The following is a 20,445-nucleotide window of genomic DNA, read 5'->3' on the forward strand; positions in this document are numbered from 1 at the left end:
GAAATGCTCACGTTGCGTCGTGCGAAGCTGGTTACATCCGATCTGCGATCGTGCGCGGCCGATGATCATCGACGAGGAGACGGGCGTGAATATTCGGACCATCGCGATTGTGGCCACAGCAGCGGCTCTGACGACTTCGGCAGCGACGATGCCGCCGCCGGCCGCGGCCGTGGCGATCTGTGCGCCGGCCACGGCTACCGTGTTCGCGGCTGCGGGGACGCCCGGGCTGGACTGGTCGGAGAACATCGGCTTCGATCGGCATGGCGCACTGTGGGTTTCGCGTCTGTGGCGCGGCGTCGTCGAGCGCGTGGACGAGACCGGGCGCACGACGGCGAGTGTGGCGGTCCAGTCACCCGGGGCAGTGCGGTTGGGGCGCGACAACATGATGTACGCAACCTTCGGCAATTCGTCGGCCAATCTGCTGCCGGGATCTCGCGGGGGCGGTGTAGTTCGTTTCGATCCGGACCATCCGGCGGCCGGAGCGCAAGTTTTCACGTCCGGGCTGGGTATGGCCAATGGAATGTCGTTCGACGCGGCTGGTGATCTGTATGTGGCCGATACGTCGACCGGCGTCGTTCGGATCCGGCCCGATGGCTCCGTCGACACGCGGTGGAGTGCTCGAGCACGTATCCCGGGTCTGGACGGCCTGGTCATCATCGGCGACAACATCTATGCCACCGAGATATTCGGTCCCACCGGTCGCATTCTCCGGATTCCGCCGTCCGCGCCGGAGAATGCCGGGGTCGTCGCCGAACTGGGCTCCGGTGGCTTTCCGCCGTTGCCCGACGACATGGCCGCCGGTGCGGACGGCCTCTTGTATCTCGCCACGGGCACGGGCCGTCTGCTGCGAGTGGACCCAGGCACCGGGCAGGTGTGCACACTGCTGTCGATTCAGCCTTCGACCTCGGTCGCCGCCGATCCGCGGCTGCCCGGGAGTTTGATTCTCGGCACCGAAAGCGGCGATCTACTGCGTGCCCGGCTCGGACACTGAAACCACAGTCCTCTCAGGCGCGCCCTCGAGGTCGAGGATCGTTCCGGCCCCAGGGCGTCGACCGGTGCTCGGTATCCGGTGGGAGCACTGCGGGTCCGGACTCCGCGGCTGCGCCGGGGTGTTCGATACTCTCCGGAAGCGGACGTCCTTCGCGCGGATGAGCCGGGAACGGCGGGGTCGAACCGGCGAGACTCACCGAGCCGTCGACGCTCTGCCGTACGGAAAGCCCGTAGCCGTCGGCTGTATATGTGTACGCCGCCCTCGGCCGGGAACTGCGATCCGTTCTGATCGGCCGGCCGAATTCCTGCCACACCCGCACGACGAGGTCGAAAGACTCGTCGGCGGAGTCCGACGTGGTTCCGATGACCCAATACGCGATATCGAAGAACTCCAGATCGACATCCGGGTCGTTCTCGTCGAAGGGTAGTACGACACCGTTGTGGAATCGTGCCTTCGGGAGCTTGGGATGCACGAGCGACAGGGCCAGCTCGGCTGGAAGGGCGCGCAGCGTCTGCACGAAATACCGATACAACCGGTCCTGTGCCTGTGCCCGGGTCAACTCCGATCGCATACCGCCGTCCTCGTCCGATTCGTCATCACATCAGGCCCGACCAGGGGCCACGGTCACCTCACCATATGACCGAGTCCGGTCATGATCAGTCCGAGCTTTCCTGCGGCCGGATTTCTGGAGTCGAGATAGTGCGAGGCGAAGTGCTCGTCCGAAATCCAGCGCGGCTCACCGGGATTGGAGCTCGAAGCGAAAACCCTGGCGCCGAATCCCGGGGAGGTGGGTGCCGGGCCGTGCGTTTTCGGCATCAACTGGACGAAATCGCGTCGAGCCATGGTCGCGAACACATGGTTGCCGATGTCCTCGGCCTCGACGCCGGCGAGCCGCAACTCCCCGACGCTTCGCACGCCCATGCCCCAGCTGCCGATCAGGACCAGATCGTCGGTGTTCAGCACGGCGCCGTGGCCGGCGGCATGACCAGCCAGAACACTTCCGTACGAATGACCGATGGTGGTGTTGTGCGACGGGTCTCCCACATGTGTGATCCGCAGCCCCTCGTGATACTCCCGCGCCATGGCCGCACCGTCCTCGGCGAACTGCGGAAACATCGACTCCGTCATGGAATGGGGATTGTCGTACGCTCCCCAGAGCGTTATCGAGGTATTTTTGGCGGGTTCGATCGTCGTTGCTATCTGCCGCATCTGACTCATGGTTTCGTCGGCATAGGCGGTGGGAGCATCCGCGGCTCCGGCGGGATTCAATACGATGACGGTGTTGTCGGCAAAATCCGGGTTGTCGAGATCGATCGCGAACCGCCCCCGATCGTCGACGTACGCGATATTGAACTCCGGCTCACCGCGCCGCGTTCGATAGATCATGGACTGCAGGTCGTTGTAGGTATCCGCACGCATGTGGTCGCCCGAACGCCGAGCCTGTTCCTGCAGCGTGTCCACAGTGAGCTTGTTGAACTCGTATCGCTCCGCCCTCGGAATGCCGTCCCGATTCCCGAGGAGGGGATCGGCACGGAGCAGCTCGCGCTTATCCGATTCGGTCAGACTGGGCCAGAACTCGTGCAGCACCCTCGGATCCTCCGGTATGCCGATGTCCGGCACACGCGGCCTGGCAACCTCGGGTAATCGCTCGGACCGCGCCGCCTCCCCGATGATGCGGGCGAAATGCTCGTCATCGGCGAGAAGATCCCCGTCCCCACGCACCACCGCGTCCCGGGTCTTGCGATAGAGATTCTCGGCGATGCCTTCCCCGGCCTCCCGGATCATCGACTCCAACCGCCGCGCGATCATATTCGCGCGTCGAATACCCGGGTACAGCTCGAGCGCGGAATCGATCGCCGCTGGATCGAACTCGCTCACACTCTCACCCGGCAATCGTGAAATGACCCGGTCGGCGACCGGCCCCATCACGGTAGGCGGGCGAAACGGCCATGAAACGAGTGTGTCAGATCATGCCGGACGGGAATAGTCACCACCACGGGGACGGAGTCCGGCGGCCCTGCGGCAATGCTGTGGTCCGAGCTGAGCGAAGTGTCCGATGAACGGAGTTCGGTCGATCGGGATCCAGGAAGACGCAGTCATTATGGGCAGAGCCTTGTGTAGCCGGGACCGGGTACGTAGTGTGCCCATTCGCTGCGGGTGAACGGTGTAGTGGCGGTGTCGGCGCATAGTCGTGAGACCACATCGGTCAGATAGCTGGTGTCGATCAATCGCACCGTTTTGTCGCCACCGGCGGTGGCGAGTGTTTTGCCGTCCGGGCTGAATGCGATCGGCGTGACGAACTCGGCCGCACCCGCACCGAGTTGTCGAACCGGATCCACCGGCCGCTCATGGAGCTGATACCCGCCCACTTCACCGCGGCGGCAAGTACCGGCCGGCTCCGCTGGCTGATCAGCGCGCGAGACCGAAGTCCGATTCGCCCGCACGACCAATTGGTTTCGGCCACCGCCAGTTCGGCAGCTCGGTGTCGATCGTCTCCACGCCTTCGGGTGACACCGATACGAGCACATCATCGAACTTCACACGCCACACATACGAGCGGACGGCATTGTATCGATATCGGCCACCGAGCGCGCGGCGAAACACATCGGACTCGAAAGACCGTCTCGAGCAACGTGATCAAGGGCTGTGCGGTGGTCGCAGAACGGGGTTCTGTCGCACTCCGCGCGATACCGCGATTCGGCGTCTCGCCATCGGATCCGGCCGTTGCTGATCCACGCACGCTGTGGCAACAGTCTGCGCCGGTGGCCGGATCGTACGGCATCTCGGCGCGAATCCCACTGCGCGGCATGAAGTCCCAGGCCGAAGGAGCAATTACCTCGGCCCTACCTCGTTGACGGGACTCGAGAGATTGTGACATCGCAGCGGAAGGTGATCTCGCCGAAAGGTGTTCAACCTACCGGGGCGAATGTGCTCGGGGCGCTCGTTTCGGTGAACGGTGGGATGTCCTGCGGGCAGCGGGTGCCGGGCGGAGGCAGCACGCCACCGATGACGTAGCCGCTTTCCCGGGTCGCCGCGCAACTGCTGGGATTGCCCAGTGCGGTGTGCCCCTATCCGGCAACGGTGAGCAGCCGGGCGTTGCCCAGTTGGGCGGTCATGGCCTGGGCGTCGCGGTCCGGGGTCACGCTTCGGCAGGCCACGCTATCCGAGATTCGCCGACTCATCGTTGAACTCGTTGTGCGACATATCAACTCGCCCGACCACATCTGGACATGGTCGACCGGGCGATGCCGCTGACAACACCGAGCCCGCCTCGGCCACTACCGACGGCGAGGCAACCCCACGCATGTAGGGCGACGATCTCGCAAGTGGCAGTCATGTCAATTCGAAGCTCGCAAGGACGTCGCTATCCGCACGGGCAAGGGATACGGCCGCTCGGCCGGCAGCAGTACCGAGGCGTCGTCCAGCGACCCACCGCGAACATGTCGGTGGATGTCGTGGGCCAGATCCGTGACATCCACGATGGTGGTGATCCACTCGTCCACGTATCGTGCGACGGCCTCCCCGGACAATCCGACCTGAAGCGACCGGTATTCCAAGGGCCGCATCGTCAACGACCGCTCCGGATCCCACTGCACTCGCACCGGCTTGCGAAGGCCCGCCGCCCACTCCTGTCGGGACGCATGGACCTCGGTCTGGTAGTGACTCATGGCCGCATTGTCCAAGGCCCACTCGAACCCCTCGCGCGTGATCGTGATCGCCAAGACGCGTTCCTGACGGACCTTGGTGGCCCAACCCGACCGATACATCATCCACAGAAATGACGGCTTGATCCACGTCATCCGGCCCCGGTTGTAGGTGTCGGGAAACCGTCCGTGCCGTGCGGCGAAGTCGCCCAGATCCGGGTTGTACGCCTGATACACGGTGATGGTCTCCTCCGTGTACACCGCCCGAACCTGTCTCACCGGAACATCCACACGGCGAATCGTGCTCCCCTCGGAGCCTGGTACGCAACGGATTTACCCATACAGTGCCGTCTCGTGTGGCCCATCCACGATGGACCGACTCCGATCGGCTTCTACGAACCCGTCGTCGAGGGCGAGTCCTACCGGCAACGACAAAGACGCTGCCGCGGCAACGGACCCCGATCCCGAATACGCCGAACGGGGGCTCCTCGCACCGGAAACTGGTGGTTCATCTGCGAGCGTGATGGACCGTGACAGCCATCCGGCGAAGCCTGCCGCGCAAACGGCTGTCGGTGTCAGGCGCCAGCGCCAACCCGGCACTCTCGGCGATACGGTCGGCTACTGCCGTCACCGCGGTCGTGTCGGTCCAAATGTGTTCGGCGAATTCGGGTTTGCTCAGCTGCTCGAGGCAATAGTCGAGCTTGTCCACAGCGAACTGCTCTCGGCGCAGCAGCAGATCGGCCCGGCCGACGAAACGCAGGACCGGCGCAAGCCCCAGACCGCGGTCACGGAGACGATTCAGTACCGTTTCCCTGCTCGCCAGCAACGCGAAATGACGCACGTCGTGTCCTGCCTCGCGCAGCCGCCCCACCGTCTCAGCGAAGTATCGGGGCTCGACGACCGTCATCGGCGCGATCACCACGCCATCGTGATGACCGAGCACGTGGTCCAGGACCTCGAACACGCCCTGCCGCCAACTTGGATAGCCCTGGAAGTCCGCACGCAACGCCGACGGCATCATCCGATGCAGTCCGAAACCGACCTCCTCCGGGTCGCAGACGACACTGCCGGCAAGCCGTCGACGCAGCTCGCACGCAGTCTGGGTCTTGCCCCCACCGAAGGGGCCGTTGATCCAAAGCAGCATGGACACGACCCTATCGACGGGCATCGCCGTCCGACGCCTACACCGTGCCGTCGGCGACAGTGTCCTCGGACCGGCCTCGGGGCGTGACCGCGGGCACCCCAGCGAGTGCCTGTTCCAGCTCGGCGGCCGTGATGTCGTAGTCCTCCAGTTGGCCCGCCAAGAAGGCGTCGAACGCGGTCAGATCGAAGTGCCCGTGACCGGACAGGCCGAACAGGATGACCCGCTGCCGGCCCTCCTCCCGCGCCGCCAGCGCCTCCGTCACGGCGCCGCGCAGCGCGTAGGCGGACTCCGGCGCGATCACCAATCCCTCGCTGCGGGCGAAGCGGATAGCCTCGGCGAAAACCTCGTTCTGCTGGTACGCGCGGGCTTCGACAATGCCCTGCTCATGCAGCAGGCACAGTGTCGGAGCATCCCCGTGGAAGCGCAGCCCGCCGGCGTGGATCGGGGCGGGGACGAAGCCGTGGCCCACGGTTCGCATCGGCAGCAGCGGTCCCAGCGCGGCGGCATCGGGATAGTCGTATCCGTAGACTCCTCTGGTCAGGGTCGGGCAGGCGGACGGCTCCGCGGCCACGAAACGAGTACTGCGGTGGCCGGCGAGGTGTTCGGGCAGGAACGGAAAGGCCAGTCCGCCGAAGTTCGATCCGCCCCCGACGCATCCGACGATGATGTCCGGGTAGTCCTCGGCGGCCTCGAACTGGCGCCGGGCCTCCAGCCCGACGACGCTCTGATGCAGTACCACGTGATTCATGACCGACCCGAGCGCGTACTTGGTGTCGCCGCGGCCGAGTGCGTCCTCGATGGCCTCGGAGATGGCGATGCCGAGACTTCCGGGCGAATTCGCGTCCTCGCTCGATATTTTGCGCCCAGCCGCGGTGACTGTCGACGGCGAGGAATGCACCGTCGCACCCCAGGTCTGCATCAGCAGTCGGCGGTAAGGCTTCTGATCGTAGGAGGTCCGCACCATGTACACCACGACTTCCAGACCGAACAGTGACCCGGCGAAGGCCAGGGCCGATCCCCATTGGCCCGCGCCGGTTTCGGTCGTCAACCGCCGCACCCCTTCCCGAGCGTTGTAGAACGCTTGAGGGATGGCGGTATTCGGCTTGTGTGAACCGGCGGGCGACACTCCTTCGTATTTGAAATAGATGCGCGCGGGGGTCCCGAGTGCGCGTTCGAGCCGGTCGGCGCGATATAGCGGTGACGGGCGCCATATCCGGTAAGCATCGAGCACCTCGCCGGGTATGTCTATCCATCGGTCCTGGGAGAACTCCTGCTCGATCACGGCGTCGGGCAGCAGGTCGGCCAGATCGCCCGGGACGAGCGGCGCCAAGGTCGCAGGATGCAGGTACGGTTCGAGTGGCGCAGGCAGGTCCGGCACGACGTTGTACCACTGCTGGGGCAATTGCGACTCGGGCAGGACAAACTTTTTCATGGCTGTACCTCTGCTCGAAATGGGGTGCCCGACCCGGGGCACGCAGGGCTGCCAAATGCTTGTGCCAGAGATGATAACAATCATTCCCCATGTCGAGAACAGACCTGCGAACGCGACCTGTGTTCCACAACCCCGCGACGTGAACGAAGCCCACCCGACCATCGTTTCACCGGCTCGCCGTCGCCCTTACCGCCGAGGCGACAACCTCGAAATCCCGCACACTCGAACACAGTTGGCACACTGAAACGGTGCAACCCAGTTCAGTATTTCGCCAACGTCGGTCATTTGCCGGCGACCCGGTCGAATTCGTCGTGGTCAGCACGATCTCCACCCGGTGGCGAGCGCTGCGGCTGGGGTGAGTACGCGCCGTCCAGGCCGGTGCGGTTGCGGCGGGTGGCGCCGGAGAATCCGTTGTCGATGAAGCCGCACGCGTAGTCAGCAGAAGCCGGGGCGGCCGATGCCGATACCCGCCCTCAACGAATTATCGAACCCGAACCGTGGGGATTCCGCGGGGCCGGGCAAACAGATAAGGTCAGGAGCGATTCAGTACCGATCCTGACCTGCGTGAAGAAGTGGTCCTAGCTGGTTTCGAACCAGCGACCTCTCGCGTGTGAGGCGAGCGCTCTCCCGCTGAGCTATAGGACCAGGTGGTGCGGGGTGTTCCGGGGGAGCGGGGGCTCCGTTCCGGACGAGATGGAACCTTAACACGCGGCACCCGGGTGACACCAAATCGCGGCTCTGCGTTGTGGTTCTCGGTGAGGTGACGAGCGGGTCGGCAGTGGTCGTTCGGGCTCGGATTCGACCGAGCTGCCGGAGTTGCGCGTGGTGTGGATCGGCGACGGGCGGTTGGTGACGCGGGCTCGAACTCGGCTGCCGGACAAGATGTCTGGGCGATCCGCCGACCGGTGTCGGATGGATGAGGTGGAACGCCGGAGGAGCGGCGGCACCGCCGGGCGCGAAATGTGAACGGGCGCTGACATCACGGGGTCGGATCGCCGGTCCAGCCTGCGAAACGACATCGGTGTAATTCCGATTTACCCACTCTTACCAGGGGATTTGTTGATGGCGCAGGTGGTGGGCTAATGTTCTCTCTCGCAGCCGGAAGGCAGGAAAGAGCCGGACGGAGGCACACTGCACATTACAGTGCATGCGGATGTAGCGCAGCTGGTAGCGCATCACCTTGCCAAGGTGAGGGTCGCGGGTTCGAATCCCGTCATCCGCTCGAAGGCCAACCCGGCCTTGGTTGGCGGTGTGGCCGAGTGGTGAGGCAACGGCCTGCAAAGCCGTGCACACGGGTTCGATTCCCGTCGCCGCCTCTTAGTAGGCGAACCACGCGCGATTAGCTCAGCGGGAGAGCGCTTCCCTGACACGGAAGAGGTCACTGGTTCAATCCCAGTATCGCGCACCGAAGAAAAGGCAAGCCAGCTCCGGTTTTCACCGGGGCTGGCTTTCTTCGTTTGGGAGTTGACACCGTTCGCTGTGTCAACGGACTGTGAGTGCGCATGTCGATGGGGTCGGCACGGCGCTTGCTCACTGCACGATTTCCTTTGAGGCACAGCGGTGTACGTCCCTGACGTGTGTTGCGAATTCGCCTTGGGCACAGGCGGTGCAGGCACGGGTTGTCGAGGATCGACCCATATCCGTGTATCTGGTTGCGTCGCTGTTTGCCGCGAAGGAGTCAGGCGCGCTGGGGTTGGTGCGCGAGTGCCTGACTTCACGCCCCGCCGGGAGATCGGCACCTGGACGCTACCCAGCCTGCGCGAGATGCACGAGAACCATTCTTTCTGGCTCCCGCCGACAAGATCGACGAGGCCGACCCGCCCTCTGGCTCCTCGGTCGCGGGCCCTCTCAGCGGTCCGGTCGGCACGTCTCCGTCGGTGGTTGCCGCGCTGATGACCCGATGACGACCAGGTGGCCCGATGTCGGGGTCCGAAACCGTTCGCTCGCGGCGAGACCCGGGCAGATCGCCTGTTTGTGCGACACGCTGGAGAGTTGCTGCGTGTAGTGGCGCGATGCCTCCATGATCGACGGGGCGCCAGTGGCGCAGGTTCTGCGATCAGCGAGTTCTTATCGAACGGAGGATCGAGGGTGGGTAGCGACGTGGTCGGCAGCGGTAAGAAACGGCAATTGCTCGTCGGTAAGGGATGGATCCAGGCGTGCGCGCTGGTCGCGGTATTGGGGTTCTTCGTGATGGGGCTGCTGGCCTATCGCACGTATTCCGGTGCGGCCCCGATTCCCGAACGGACGCAGTCGCCGACGGGGCAGACGCTGTTCACCGCCGGTGATGTCAAGCACGGTCAACAGATCTTCTTGGGGGCGGGGATCATGCAGTACGGGTCGATCCTCGGCCACGGGGCCTGGCTGGGGCCGGATTACACCGCCGACTATCTGCGCCGATCCGCGGACTTCGCGCTGGCGCAGCAGGGCAACGACGATCGGGCGCGCGCCCGTGTTCTCGCTGATTTCCAGGCCAACCGGTACAACGAGAACACCGGTGTCCTGGTCTACAGCGCCGCGCAGGCGCAGGCGTTCGCGCATCTCGTCGACCATTACGCCGACGTGTTCGGCCGCACCGGCACCGGGCTGGGGTTGCGGCCGGAGGTCCTGCGCGATCGGTCGCAGATCCACGATCTGACCGCGTTCTTCTCGTGGACGGCGTGGATGTCGGCGGCGCATCGGCCGGGGCACGACTACTCCTACACCAATTCCTGGCCGGCCGAACCTCGGGTCGGCAACGCCCCCACCGCCAATGTGATGGTGTGGAGCGTCATCTCGCTCATCGCGCTGCTGGGCGGCATCGGCCTGCTGTTCGCGGCCTTCGGTCGCTGGGGGGCGCGGATCGGATGGAAAGGGCGCGAGGCGGCCACGCTGTCGTTCCGGGAGCCCGGCGACGTGGCCCTGACGCCCGGACAACGATCCACCCGTTGGTATTTCGCGGTCATGGTCATCCTGTTCGGCGCGCAGAGCCTGCTCGGTGCGGCCACCGAACACTATCGCGCCGATGTGACCAGTTTCTTCGGTATCGATCTGGCGAAACTCCTGCCCTACAACCTGACTCGCACCTGGCATCTGCAACTGGCGCTGTTCTGGGTGGTGGCGGCGTTCCTCGCCGCGGGAATCTTCTTGGCGCCCTTGATCGCCCGGCGCGAACCGCGCGGGCAGGCCAGGTTGTCGTACATCCTGCTCGGGGCGGTGGCTGTGGTGGTGTTCGGCAGCCTGATCTGCGAGGCGCTCAGTATCCACGGCAAGGTGTCGTACCGAAACTTCTTCGCCACACAGCAATTCACCTTCCTCGACCTGGCCCGCGTCTGGCAGATCCTGTTGGTGGTCGGCCTGGCCGTCTGGGTGGTGATTCTGTGGCGCGGGCTGCGCGGGCGGCTGGCGGGCGAGCACAAGGGCAATATGCCGTGGCTGTTCTTCCTTGCCGCACTTGCCATTCCGGTGGTCTACGCGGTGGGGCTGCTGGCGCGGCCCGGCGACAACTTCACCCACACCGAGTTCTGGCGGTTCTGGGTGGTGCACCTGTGGGTGGAGGACTTCCTGGAACTGTTCACCACCGTGATGGTCGCCTACATGTTCGTCCTACTCGGCGTGGTGCGCGAGCGGGTCGGCATGATCGTCATCTATCTCGACATCATCCTGTATTCCGCGGGCGGAGTGATCGGTACCATGCATCACGTGTACTTCAGCGGAACTCCGGTGGAGCACATGGCACTCGGGGCGGTGTTCTCCGCGCTGGAGGTGGTCCCGCTGACCTTCCTCACCGTGGAGGCGTGGAGCTTCCTGCAACTGGGGTCGAAGCAGGAGTCGCGGTCGGCCACGGTGTTCCCGCACCGATGGGCAGTGATGTTCCTGGTCGCGGTCGGATTCTGGAACTTCTTGGGCGCGGGCATCTTCGGGTTCCTGATCAACCTGCCGATCGTGTCCTACTACGAGATCGGCACCGCGCTCACCGCCAACCACTCGCACGCCGCGATGATGGGCGTGTACGGCATGCTCGCGTGCGCCTTCGCGCTGTTCTGCGTGCGCTATACGATCCCGGCCGACAAGTGGCCGGACAGGCTGGCGAAAATCTCGTTCTGGTCGCTGAACATCGGGCTGGCATGGATGGTGTTCGCCACCCTGCTGCCGATCGGACTCTTGCAGCTCTACAAGGCCGTCGACAGCGGTTACTACGAGGCGCGCGAGCTGAATTACCTGCAGAGTCACGCGAATTCGGTGCTGGAGTGGTTGCGCATGCCCGGCGACATCGTGTTCATCGTCGGTGGTATCGCGCCGCTGGTATGGATCATGTGGCTGGCGCTGAAGTACCGCGGCACGGGCGGCACGCCGCGGCCGGAGGATACGAAGATCACGGCCGCGGACCGCGAGGTGCCCGCCGACGAACTGGTGCACCTGACCGGTAGCGAGAGCGAGTGACGGCGGTGCATCCGGCAGTCGAGACGCTGCTGATGGGCGGGTACGCGGTGCTGCTCATCGCCACCGCATTCGGCCTGGATCTGCTGGCCCGGCAGATCCACCGGCGCTCCGATCGGCACCGGAACGCCGGATTCCGGTATCTCCCCGACCACGATTACTGGGTATGCCCGGCGAACGAGCCTTTGTGGCCGCACAGCGTCGACGACCAGGCTCGCCTGATCCGCTATCGGGCGCGTCCGTCGGTGTGCAACGCCTGTCCGGAGAAACGCGGCTGTACCGACTCCGCCGCGGGCCGGGAGATCACCAGGGCCGTCGACCCCTGGCCGCATTCGGAGGCCGGGCGTTTCCATCGGGGGATCGCGCTGGTGCTGATCGTGCTGGCCGCCGCGTTCCTGATCATCGCCGCGGCCGTGCATCCCACGTCGGCGGATCTGATCGTGCTGGCGCCGATCGCACTCGGCTGGGTATGCGGCGCCTGGGTGCTGACCGCCCACTTCCGTCATACGCCCGCCGACTTCCCCACCGGAGTTCCGGTGGCCGAAAGGAGTTCCCGGTGATCATGATCGTCGTCGCCGCGACCGTCGTCGCCGCTGCGCTGCTCACGGTGGCCACCGTGCGCATTCTGCGCGAATACGAACGGGCCGTGGTGTTCCGGCTGGGCCGGCTGCGCCCGCTGCGCGGCCCGGGCATGGTGACGTTGATTCCCCTGATCGATCGCATGGTCCGGGTCGACCTGCGCACCATCACACTCACCATCCCGCCGCAGGAGGCCATCAGCCGCGACAATGTGCCGGTCCGGGTCAACGCCGTCGCATACTTTCGCGTCATCGACCCGGTGCGCAGCGTCGTCGAGGTGGAGAATCACGCGGTGGCAACCTCGCAGATCGCCCAGACCACACTGCGTTCCGTGCTCGGCCGTGAGGACCTCGACACTCTGCTGTCCGAGCGTGACCAGCTCAACGCCAATCTGCAGAAGATCATCGACGAGCAGACCGAACCGTGGGGTGTGAAGGTCGCCCTGGTCGAGATCAAGGATGTCGAGATCCCGGAGGCCATGCAGCGTGCCATCGCCCGCCAGGCGGAGGCCGAGCGCGAACGCCGCGCCCGCGTCATCCACTCCCGCGGCGAGGTCGAAGCCGCCGAAAACACTCGCGACGCAGCAGAACTGCTCGCCGGAACCTCGGCCGGCCTGCAACTGCGCTACCTGCAAGCACTCGGAGAATTGGGCGCCGAAGGCCGTTCCACGGTCGTCTTCCCGATGCCCGTCGACCTCACCGAACCACTCAAACGCATGCTGCGTTCCGAGCAATGATCCAGCGGGGGCGACACGCGTGTATGCGGTGTGCTGTCGGGTCTGGTTCGGACGCGATCTGTTTCACCTGGCGGGAGCTACCGGGCGAGCCGATGAGGCGATCTCGGCGCCGATAGCTGCCGGTGGGGTGGTCCGGGAGTAGTACCGCTGATGGGATGCCTTGCCCGCCGAACGGAGAACTCCTACCGGTGCGCACGCCGGCTTCCCAGCGCGGGCTTCCGGGTTCAGGTCGATGTCGCGGCGGCGTTCGGGTGTCCGGCCGGGGTGCGCGAGAGCGTGCGGCTCAGGGCGAGAGCCGCGGTGCGGACGGCGGGTGCGAGCAGTTCGGGCTTGAAGCTGTCCGTGGGCACCGATACCGACAGTGCCGCGATCGGGTCGCCGGCCGACAGCACCGGGGCGGCCAGGCAGCAGCCGCCGGGGGCGGCCTCTTCCCGTTCGACAGCGACGCCGGTGCGCCGCACGGCGTCGAGTTCACGCGCCAGCCGAGCCGGGTCGGTGATGGAGTTGCGGGTGTAGCTGCGCAGCGGCAGGCCGAGCACATGGGCGCGGACGTCCGCTTGCTCGAGTGCCAGCAGCGCTTTGCCGACCGCGGTGCACGTCAGCGGGAGCCGGCCGCCGATCTGCGACGGTAGGGGAAGTGCGGCATGCCCGTGGATCTTCTCGACGTAGACGGCCTCGCTGCCATCGCGGATCGCCAAGTGCACGGTCTCGCCGGTCACCGCGTAGAGGTCCTGCATGAACGGCAGTGCCGCCGAGCGCAATCGGTACTTCAGGCCGACTCGCTCGCCGAGCTCGAACAGGGCCAGACCGAGTTCGAACTTGCTGCCGGTGCGGGTCAGCCACCCCAGTTCGACCAGCGCGGTCAGCACCCGATGCGTGGTCGAGCGGGGCAGCCCGGTGCGGGCGGCGACCTCGGCCAGAGACAGTGCGGTGCCGCCGGGAAAGGCGTCCAGCACCAGCGCCGAGCGCTGCAGCAGCGATAAGTTGTCCCGTTTCATGGGACATATCCTATTCATGCGCGATCGTCGGCAATAGCCTGCGTGGCATGACAACGGTGCAGAACGACACGATCGGCGAGGCTGCCGAACGACTTGCGGCGGCCGCGGCGACCGGAACGCCGTGCGCGCCGATTCGCGACCTGATCGGCCCGGACGATCTCGAGGCGGCCTATGCCGTCCAGAAGCGCAACATCGACGCGCGGCTCGCGACCGGCCGGACCCTGGTCGGTCGCAAGACCGGCCTGACCTCTCCGGCCGTGCAGCGCCAACTGGGCGTGGATCAGCCCGATTTCGGGGTCTTGCTCGACGATTTCGACTGCACGCACGACGACAGGATCGATATCGGCAGGCTGCTCCAGCCCAAGATCGAAGCCGAGATCGCCTTCACCCTGTGCGACGACATCCCCGACCCGATCACCGCGGCCGAAGCGCCGCGATTCGTGAGCCGGGTGCACGCGGCCTTCGAGATCGTCGACAGCCGAATCGCGAACTGGGACATCACGTTCGCCGACACCGTCGCCGACAACGCCTCCTCCGGGCTGTACGTGCTCGGCGACTCGCTGCCGATCGCGCAGGCCCCCGACCTGGTCGCGGTCACCATGACCGCGACCACCGGGGGCGAACAGGTCTCCACCGGCCGCGGTTCGGACTGTCTGGGCAGCCCCTGGGAGGCCCTGGCCTGGCTGGCCAACACCAGCCGCGCCTTCGGATCTCCGCTGCATGCGGGCGAGATCATTCTGTCCGGTGCGCTGGGGCCGATGGTCGCGGTCACCCCGGGCGCTACCTATCAGGCCCAGATATCCGGAATTGGTTCCGTCACAGCATCTTTCACGGCATGACCAGCACCTCACCCGAAAGCAGGACAGCATGAGCCGGATCAAGGCCGCGGTCATCGGGTCGGGCAATATCGGCACCGACCTCCTCATCAAACTCCTCCGCGTCGCCGAGCACGTCGAGATCGCCGTGCTGGTGGGCATCGACCCCGACTCGGACGGGCTCGCCCGTGCCCGCAGGCTGGGCATCAGCACCGTCGACACCGGCGTCCAGGGACTCATCGAGCATCCGGACTTCGACGACATCCGCATCGTCTTCGACTCCACCTCGGCCAAGGCGCACCGGGCCAACGTGGCGGCGCTGCGGCCCTACGACAAACGCATCATCGACCTCACCCCCGCGGCCATCGGCCCGTTCGTGGTGCCGGCCGTCAACCTGGACGAGCACCGAAACGCCCCGATTGTGAACATGGTGACCTGTGGCGGCCAGGCGACGATTCCGATCGTCGCGGCCGTGTCGGCGGTCGCTCACGTGCACTACGCGGAAATCGTGGCCTCCATCGCCTCGAAATCGGCGGGGCCGGGAACCAGGGCGAATATCGACGAATTCACCGAGACCACCTCCGACGCGATCGTGCGGGTCGGCGGAGCCGACTACGGCAAGGCCATCATCGTGCTCAATCCCGCCGAGCCGCCGCTGATCATGCGCGACACCGTACTCGCCCTGGTCACCGATCCGGACCAGGCCGCGATCCGGAAGTCCGTGCAGGACATGGTCGCCGCGGTCTCCGCCTATGTCCCGGGATACCGGCTCAAGCAGGACGTGCAGATCACGAAGCTGGACGATGCCGAGTCGGTCGCCACTCTCACCGGCGGCGTCGACCGGGGGCCCGGATTGTGGAAGGTGTCGGTCTTCCTCGAGGTCGAGGGCGCCGCGCACTACCTGCCCGCCTACGCCGGCAACCTCGACATCATGACCTCCGCGGCCCTGCAGGTCGCCGAACGGATCGCCGACAACATGCTCTTGGAGATGGCCCGATGACCGAGACGACCACCCGCCCGAACGTCACCGACGGCGCCCCGCTCTACATCCAGGACGTCACCCTGCGCGACGGCATGCACGCCATGCGGCACCGGATCAGCCCGGAGAACGTGGCAGCGATCGCCGCCGCGCTCGATGCCGCCGGCGTCGACGCCATCGAGGTCACCCACGGCGACGGATTGGCAGGTCACAGCCTCACCTACGGGCCGGGCAGCAATACCGATCGAGAGTGGATCGAGGCGGCCGCCGCGGTGGTCCACCGCGCGAAACTGACCACGCTGCTACTGCCGGGCGTCGGCACCGTCGCCGAGCTGAAACAAGCCTTCGAACTCGGGGTGACCTCCGTGCGGGTGGCGACCCACTGCACCGAGGCCGACGTGGCCGCCCAGCACATCGGCACCGCCCGGGAACTCGGCATGGACGTCAGCGGCTTCCTGATGATGTCGCACCTGTCCGAACCCGCCGAGCTGGCCCGGCAAGCGAAATTGATGGAATCGTATGGGGCGCACTGCGTTTACGTCACCGACTCTGGGGGGCGGCTGACCATGAACGGTGTCCGGGATCGAGTGCGCGCCTACCGCGACCTGCTCGATCCGGGTACCCAGATCGGGATCCACGCGCACCAGAATCTGTCACTGTCGGTGGCGAACTCGGTGGTCGCGGTCGAGGAAGGGGTGACCCGGGTCGACGCCTCGCTGGCCGGACACGGTGCGGGCGCGGGAAACTGCCCGATCGAGCCGTTCGTCGCGGTGGCGGACCACTCCGGCTGGAAGCACAACTGCGATCTGTTCGCGCTGCAGGATGCCGCCGACGACATCGTGCGCCCGCTGCAGGACCGTCCGGTCCAGGTCGACCGCGAGACGTTGACCCTGGGATTCGCCGGTGTGTACTCCAGTTTCCTGCGGCACGCCGAAGCGGCGGCGAAGCAGTACGGGTTGGATACGCGCGAAATTCTGCTGGCCGTCGGCGAGCGCAAACTGGTCGGTGGCCAAGAGGATCTGATCACCGATATCGCACTCGACCTGCGGGCGGCGAAGCAGCGCTGAGGTCCATCGCACGGCGCATCGCCCTGGTGACCGATCGGTCGCGCCGATCGTGGACGTCGCTGACGGAACCTTGCGGAACCATGGGCGCCACGCTGGGCATTCTCGCGGGCCAGACCCTGATCGCCGCCCCGGTGGTGATCGGCGCCGCGATCCAGTACTTCAGCACCATCAACTCGCCGATGCCCGACCAGGGCAAGTGAGACAATGCTTCTCGGGCGGCTTACGCTGCGGCGCTCCGCCCGAGAATCCGTCGTTTCCCCTACATCCACAAAGCAGCAACGTGCAGGGTGATTGCGCGGACCCTGAACTCCGTGCGCCTGGAAGGTGTCATCGGCAGGCAGATGGCCGCCTGATCCGGGAACTTCGATCAGGAAGGCCAGACCTTCCGCCGACGCTCTTCGCCGGGCCCGCGCAGAGCAGCACAGGGGAGTGTCGGAATCTCAGACAGTCCCGAGCACAGCCGAGCTCTCGGAGATCAAGATCGAGGTATGACTGCCTGGTTCGACCGCGGCTGCCTGATCGGCGAGTCTCACGTGCGCGGCGGTGATCGGCAGCAGCCGAACGCCCATCAGTCCGGCGGCTTCGAACATTCGCGCTGACCGTAGTGGGGAGATCAGGAACAAGGCGAGCCCGGCGAGTGAGCGGCCGCGGGTGCCGGTGACATAGTTGTTGGCCGCCTGCAGACCGGCTTTGCGTCTTCAGCCCGGCGGGGCGGACGCCAGGGTGGATTCGTCGGAAACGAGCCGGGTGAATGGTGGGGTGTCCGGCTGACAGACTGTGTCGGGCGGGGGCAGCACGCCGCGCACGAGGTAGTTGTTTTCGTGGGCAATCGCGCAATTGTTCGGGTTGATCAGTGTGGTGTGCCCGTATCCGGCGACGGTGAGCAGTCGAGCGTTGCCCAGCTCGGCTGTCATGGCCTGGCCGTCTCGATACGGGGTGGCGGGATCGTAGGTGTTGTTGAGGGTGAGGATCGGTGTCGTGGACCGGTTCCAGGGACCGGTGTAGCGGTGGGCTGCTCTTCCCGGCCAGGTGGAACACGCTTCGGTCGTCCATGACCAGGTAGGCCCGATGGTCCCGGCTCGAAGGGTGCTGGATTCGGCCAGGTCGTCGTAGAAGTATGGATCGCGTGGGTTGGGACTCTCGCTGCACACCAGCGCATAGAACTGCTCGATGCCCAGGTAGTGCTGCTCCCGCTCGGGGGCAGGTGGCGACGAGTGGGCCAGCGGGTAGGGAATGACCTCGCTCGGCATCGTCGGGAGCATGGCCAACCGTGTGGTGCTCTGCGGGGACTTGCCCTGCCACAGGGCCTGCAGCAGCTCGGCCAGCGCCAACCAGTTCGCAGCTCCGACCATGAAGAATTGGACGAGGTACAGGGCCGCGCGAACGGCGGAGGCGGTGACGGCGTAGGTGAATATGCCCTGCGGGTGGGTGCGCAGGCGGTCCAGCAGCAGTTCGTACTTGTCGCGCGTCGCCGACGCGTTGTCGGCCGCGAAGGGGCAGCCGCTGCGGCCGGCTCGGCCGCACAGGTCGAGGAACTGTGTCAGTGTCTCGGCCGTCCCCAGGTCGGAGTTTTCGCGCAGGAAGGTGGGCAGCGCCGGGTTGTCGTCGTACCAGGCGGTGGGATCGATATTGCCGTCGAGCACCATCGCCCGCACCCGGTCGGGGAAGAGGTTGGCGTAAGTGGCGCCCAGCAGCGACCCATAGGAGACCCCCAGGTAGGTCAACCGCTCGTCGCCAAGGACCGCGCGCAGCAGATCCAAGTCGTGTGCCTGGTCTGTGGTCGAGACGAACCGCAGCAATTCCGGGTCACGCTGCTCGCAATGCCGACCCAGTTCGGCATTGCGTTCGATCCACTGCTGCTCTTGCTCGCGGCCGACCGGAAACCCTGTGGGCAACTGCGCGGACCAGGCTGCGTACTGCGCGGAACGCGCGAAGCACTGGACGGCGGTCGAGCGCCCGAACCCCCGCGGGTCCCAGCTGACAATGTCGAACCGTTCCCGCATCTCCCGGGGAATGAACCGATATGCGATGGGAAATAGGTCGATCGCTGGTCCCGGCCCGCCGGGGTTGAACAGCAGGCTGCCGATCCGATGCGCCGGGTCGGTTGCTCGGTGCCGGATGACCGCCAGCTCGATCGTGCGCAGTTCCGGATGCCGATAGTCCAACGGTGCGGTCACGGTGGCGCATTCGAAACCGGCGGCGCGGGGGCACTCGGTCCAGACCGGAGTGGGCGGCACCACGGGTGTCGGGTCCGGCGGCTGGGCCGTGGCAGGTGCGGCGCCGCAGGCCACGATTGCGGCCACCATGATGGAGGTCAGCACACGTCGAGGGGGATGCGGGCGGTTCGACACGGATCCTCGCTATCGTCACGGGGACAGTGCGTGGCTGTGCTGCAAGAAAACTTCGCCCACCGTAGCCGATCACTGAGCAAATGCCGGGTTACGCCGACCGATCGGCGTGGTGGCTTACTTCAGCTCCGACCGCACGAACGCTGCGTAGTGTCCCAGGTTCCGATGGTCAGCGGGTTCAGGAACTTCGCCGCACTGTTGCCGGCTGACGGGCTGACCGCGCTGCAGGGCCAACTCGACCTCGAAAGAGGGCAAGGTTCGGCGGCGTAGCGCCGGCGACGATGCCGGTCTCGAGCGAGGACCCCGCCCAACCACATGCCCTTCCCGGTGCGCGGACGCACTGATATCTCAATCACAGCCCCAATAGCGGCAAGTCCCCGGACTGGAGCAACGAGATCACGCTGCGCTCGCTCGGTTGGGCGCTCGACTATGACGTGACCTCCTTTGTCGAGCGCATCAGCCCGACACCGCTGCTCATGATCGTTGCCGAGGACGACACGCTGACGCTCACGGCGATCGCTCTCGACGCGTTCGAAAGCGCGCGGCAGCCCAAGCAGTTGGTGCTCATGCCCGGTGATCACTACGCGCCGTACCACGACGAGTTCGACAAGGCATCAGGCGCGGCCATCGAATTCTTCGGACAGTACCTGGCAACCCCGTAGCTTCGGCGCGCCGAATTCGCCCAGTGACCGGCCGGCCGGCCGCGAGCCACGAAATCGAGTCGTCGCGATCGGTACCCTCGCGGGCCAGATCCTGATCACCGCCCCGGTGGCGATCGGCGCCGCGATCCAGTACTTCAGCACCATCAACCAGCCCTTCAGCGCGACCAAGTAGGGTCCGGAGCCGACACGGCAACACGGGTCGGCCCCGGCAATGACCGGGGCCGACCGCGTCGGCGCACGATGCGTCGGCGCCGAGGGGGCGCGCGCTCACTGCCGGGGCGGGCCGCCGCCGCTGCCACACCCGTTGACACGGTCGGTGCGCGGTGGTTGAGTGAATTCGCAGGATTGTTGCCAGCAGATACTTTCGCCGGCCGTCGGAATTCCATCACACAGGCCGGTCGCTTCATTCGGCGAATCGGGTATCGATCATGATCATTCTCGGAATCATTCTTCTCGTCGTGGGTTTTCTGTTGAAAAGCCAGATCCTCTGGATCATCGGCATCGCGGTCCTCGTGATCGGCCTGGTGTTGCTGGCCCTGGGGTCGATGGGTCGCGCCGTCGGCGGGCGACGGCACTACTTCTGACGCGGTCCCGGAACCGGCCGCACGGGCGCGATAAGCGTGCGACTCCCGCG

At 65.9% G+C, this 20,445-nt stretch carries 19 protein-coding genes and 4 tRNA genes; 12 read left to right on the top strand and 11 right to left on the bottom strand.

Translation table 11 applies throughout. The annotated features are described in order from the left end of the window. A partial coding sequence (locus NV1_RS45280) for a hypothetical protein (RefSeq protein ID WP_218027316.1) occupies positions 1–192 on the bottom strand: 192 nt, incomplete at its 3' end. Between the two features lie 7 nt (positions 193–199). On the opposite strand from NV1_RS45280, the gene NV1_RS36165 reads away from it, so the two are divergent. Beyond that, complete coding sequence (locus tag NV1_RS36165) at positions 200–991, top strand: SMP-30/gluconolactonase/LRE family protein (RefSeq protein ID WP_218027317.1); 792 nt, start codon at positions 200–202, stop codon at positions 989–991. 13 nt (positions 992–1,004) lie between these two features. Here the strand turns inward: NV1_RS36165 and NV1_RS36170 are convergent, their stop codons facing one another. From NV1_RS36170 to NV1_RS36205, 7 genes are all read right to left on the bottom strand, one after another. Beyond that, on the bottom strand, positions 1,005–1,562 hold the full coding sequence (locus NV1_RS36170; protein WP_067902233.1) for a hypothetical protein: 558 nt from the start codon (positions 1,560–1,562) through the stop codon (positions 1,005–1,007). Between the two features lie 53 nt (positions 1,563–1,615). After that, on the bottom strand, positions 1,616–2,869 hold the full coding sequence (locus NV1_RS36175; protein ID WP_169813496.1) for an alpha/beta hydrolase: 1,254 nt from the start codon (positions 2,867–2,869) through the stop codon (positions 1,616–1,618). Between the two features lie 221 nt (positions 2,870–3,090). Next, positions 3,091–3,330, bottom strand: a complete 240-nt coding sequence (locus tag NV1_RS36180; protein ID WP_157117603.1) for a WD40 repeat domain-containing protein — start codon at positions 3,328–3,330, stop codon at positions 3,091–3,093. Positions 3,331–4,329: 999 nt separating this feature from the next. Then, positions 4,330–4,914 (bottom strand): DUF4291 domain-containing protein, encoded by a 585-nt coding sequence (locus NV1_RS36190; protein ID WP_245714099.1) that lies wholly within the window; start codon positions 4,912–4,914, stop codon positions 4,330–4,332. A gap of 229 nt (positions 4,915–5,143) precedes the next feature. Beyond that, positions 5,144–5,779, bottom strand: a complete 636-nt coding sequence (locus NV1_RS36195) for an AAA family ATPase (RefSeq protein WP_067902251.1) — start codon at positions 5,777–5,779, stop codon at positions 5,144–5,146. Between the two features lie 37 nt (positions 5,780–5,816). Continuing rightward, a complete protein-coding gene (locus tag NV1_RS36200) occupies positions 5,817–7,211 on the bottom strand; it encodes a TrpB-like pyridoxal phosphate-dependent enzyme (protein WP_067902254.1) in 1,395 nt (464 codons plus the stop codon). Positions 7,212–7,784: 573 nt separating this feature from the next. Then, positions 7,785–7,856: transfer RNA gene (locus NV1_RS36205), tRNA-Val, on the bottom strand. A gap of 504 nt (positions 7,857–8,360) precedes the next feature. On the opposite strand from NV1_RS36205, the gene NV1_RS36210 reads away from it, so the two are divergent. The 6 genes from NV1_RS36210 (at position 8,361) to NV1_RS36235 (ending at position 12,942) form a co-directional block, all read left to right on the top strand. Then, positions 8,361–8,433: transfer RNA gene (locus tag NV1_RS36210), tRNA-Gly, on the top strand. A gap of 23 nt (positions 8,434–8,456) precedes the next feature. Beyond that, positions 8,457–8,527: transfer RNA gene (locus NV1_RS36215), tRNA-Cys, on the top strand. 17 nt (positions 8,528–8,544) lie between these two features. Next, positions 8,545–8,616, top strand: a tRNA-Val gene (locus tag NV1_RS36220). A gap of 785 nt (positions 8,617–9,401) precedes the next feature. Further along, positions 9,402–11,630 (top strand): nitric-oxide reductase large subunit, encoded by a 2,229-nt coding sequence (locus NV1_RS36225; protein WP_084526356.1) that lies wholly within the window; start codon positions 9,402–9,404, stop codon positions 11,628–11,630. Further along, a complete protein-coding gene (locus tag NV1_RS36230) occupies positions 11,627–12,187 on the top strand; it encodes a hypothetical protein (RefSeq protein WP_067902260.1) in 561 nt (186 codons plus the stop codon). The genes NV1_RS36225 and NV1_RS36230 overlap by 4 nt, the downstream gene beginning before the upstream one ends. Before the next feature lie 2 nt (positions 12,188–12,189). Beyond that, a complete protein-coding gene (locus tag NV1_RS36235; RefSeq protein WP_067902393.1) occupies positions 12,190–12,942 on the top strand; it encodes a slipin family protein in 753 nt (250 codons plus the stop codon). Positions 12,943–13,166: 224 nt separating this feature from the next. Here the strand turns inward: NV1_RS36235 and NV1_RS36240 are convergent, their stop codons facing one another. Then, positions 13,167–13,940 carry an IclR family transcriptional regulator gene (locus NV1_RS36240; RefSeq protein WP_084526341.1) on the bottom strand — a complete coding sequence of 258 codons (774 nt, stop codon included), beginning with the start codon at positions 13,938–13,940 and terminating at the stop codon, positions 13,167–13,169. Between the two features lie 47 nt (positions 13,941–13,987). On the opposite strand from NV1_RS36240, the gene NV1_RS36245 reads away from it, so the two are divergent. Genes NV1_RS36245 through dmpG form a run of 3 tightly spaced genes read left to right on the top strand, consistent with a single transcriptional unit; the run spans position 13,988 to position 16,801 of the window. After that, a complete protein-coding gene (locus NV1_RS36245; RefSeq protein WP_067902262.1) occupies positions 13,988–14,779 on the top strand; it encodes a 2-keto-4-pentenoate hydratase in 792 nt (263 codons plus the stop codon). A gap of 28 nt (positions 14,780–14,807) precedes the next feature. Continuing rightward, positions 14,808–15,755 carry an acetaldehyde dehydrogenase (acetylating) gene (locus tag NV1_RS36250; protein ID WP_067902264.1) on the top strand — a complete coding sequence of 316 codons (948 nt, stop codon included), beginning with the start codon at positions 14,808–14,810 and terminating at the stop codon, positions 15,753–15,755. Next, positions 15,752–16,801 carry a 4-hydroxy-2-oxovalerate aldolase gene (dmpG, locus tag NV1_RS36255; RefSeq protein ID WP_067902266.1) on the top strand — a complete coding sequence of 350 codons (1,050 nt, stop codon included), beginning with the start codon at positions 15,752–15,754 and terminating at the stop codon, positions 16,799–16,801. Before NV1_RS36250 ends, dmpG begins: the two co-directional genes overlap by 4 nt. Before the next feature lie 440 nt (positions 16,802–17,241). Here dmpG and NV1_RS44135 read toward each other — a convergent pair whose 3' ends face one another. Both NV1_RS44135 and NV1_RS36260 read right to left on the bottom strand, forming a co-directional pair. Further along, positions 17,242–17,391: a hypothetical protein gene (locus NV1_RS44135; RefSeq protein ID WP_157117604.1), complete on the bottom strand. Its 150-nt coding sequence runs from the start codon at positions 17,389–17,391 to the stop codon at positions 17,242–17,244. 108 nt (positions 17,392–17,499) lie between these two features. Further along, entirely contained in the window at positions 17,500–19,122 is a 1,623-nt protein-coding gene (locus NV1_RS36260; RefSeq protein ID WP_067902269.1) for an alpha/beta hydrolase, read from the bottom strand. A gap of 461 nt (positions 19,123–19,583) precedes the next feature. Between NV1_RS36260 and NV1_RS44140 the strand changes: the two genes are divergently transcribed. Both NV1_RS44140 and NV1_RS46125 read left to right on the top strand, forming a co-directional pair. Next, complete coding sequence (locus NV1_RS44140; protein ID WP_067902272.1) at positions 19,584–19,811, top strand: alpha/beta hydrolase family protein; 228 nt, start codon at positions 19,584–19,586, stop codon at positions 19,809–19,811. Between the two features lie 428 nt (positions 19,812–20,239). Beyond that, positions 20,240–20,395, top strand: a complete 156-nt coding sequence (locus tag NV1_RS46125; protein ID WP_245714100.1) for a DUF6131 family protein — start codon at positions 20,240–20,242, stop codon at positions 20,393–20,395. The last annotated feature ends 50 nt before the right edge of the window (positions 20,396–20,445 follow it).

Origin of the sequence: Nocardia vaccinii NBRC 15922, assembly GCF_001613305.1 — a bacterium.
Taxonomy (GTDB): Bacteria; Actinomycetota; Actinomycetes; order Mycobacteriales; family Mycobacteriaceae; genus Nocardia; species Nocardia vaccinii.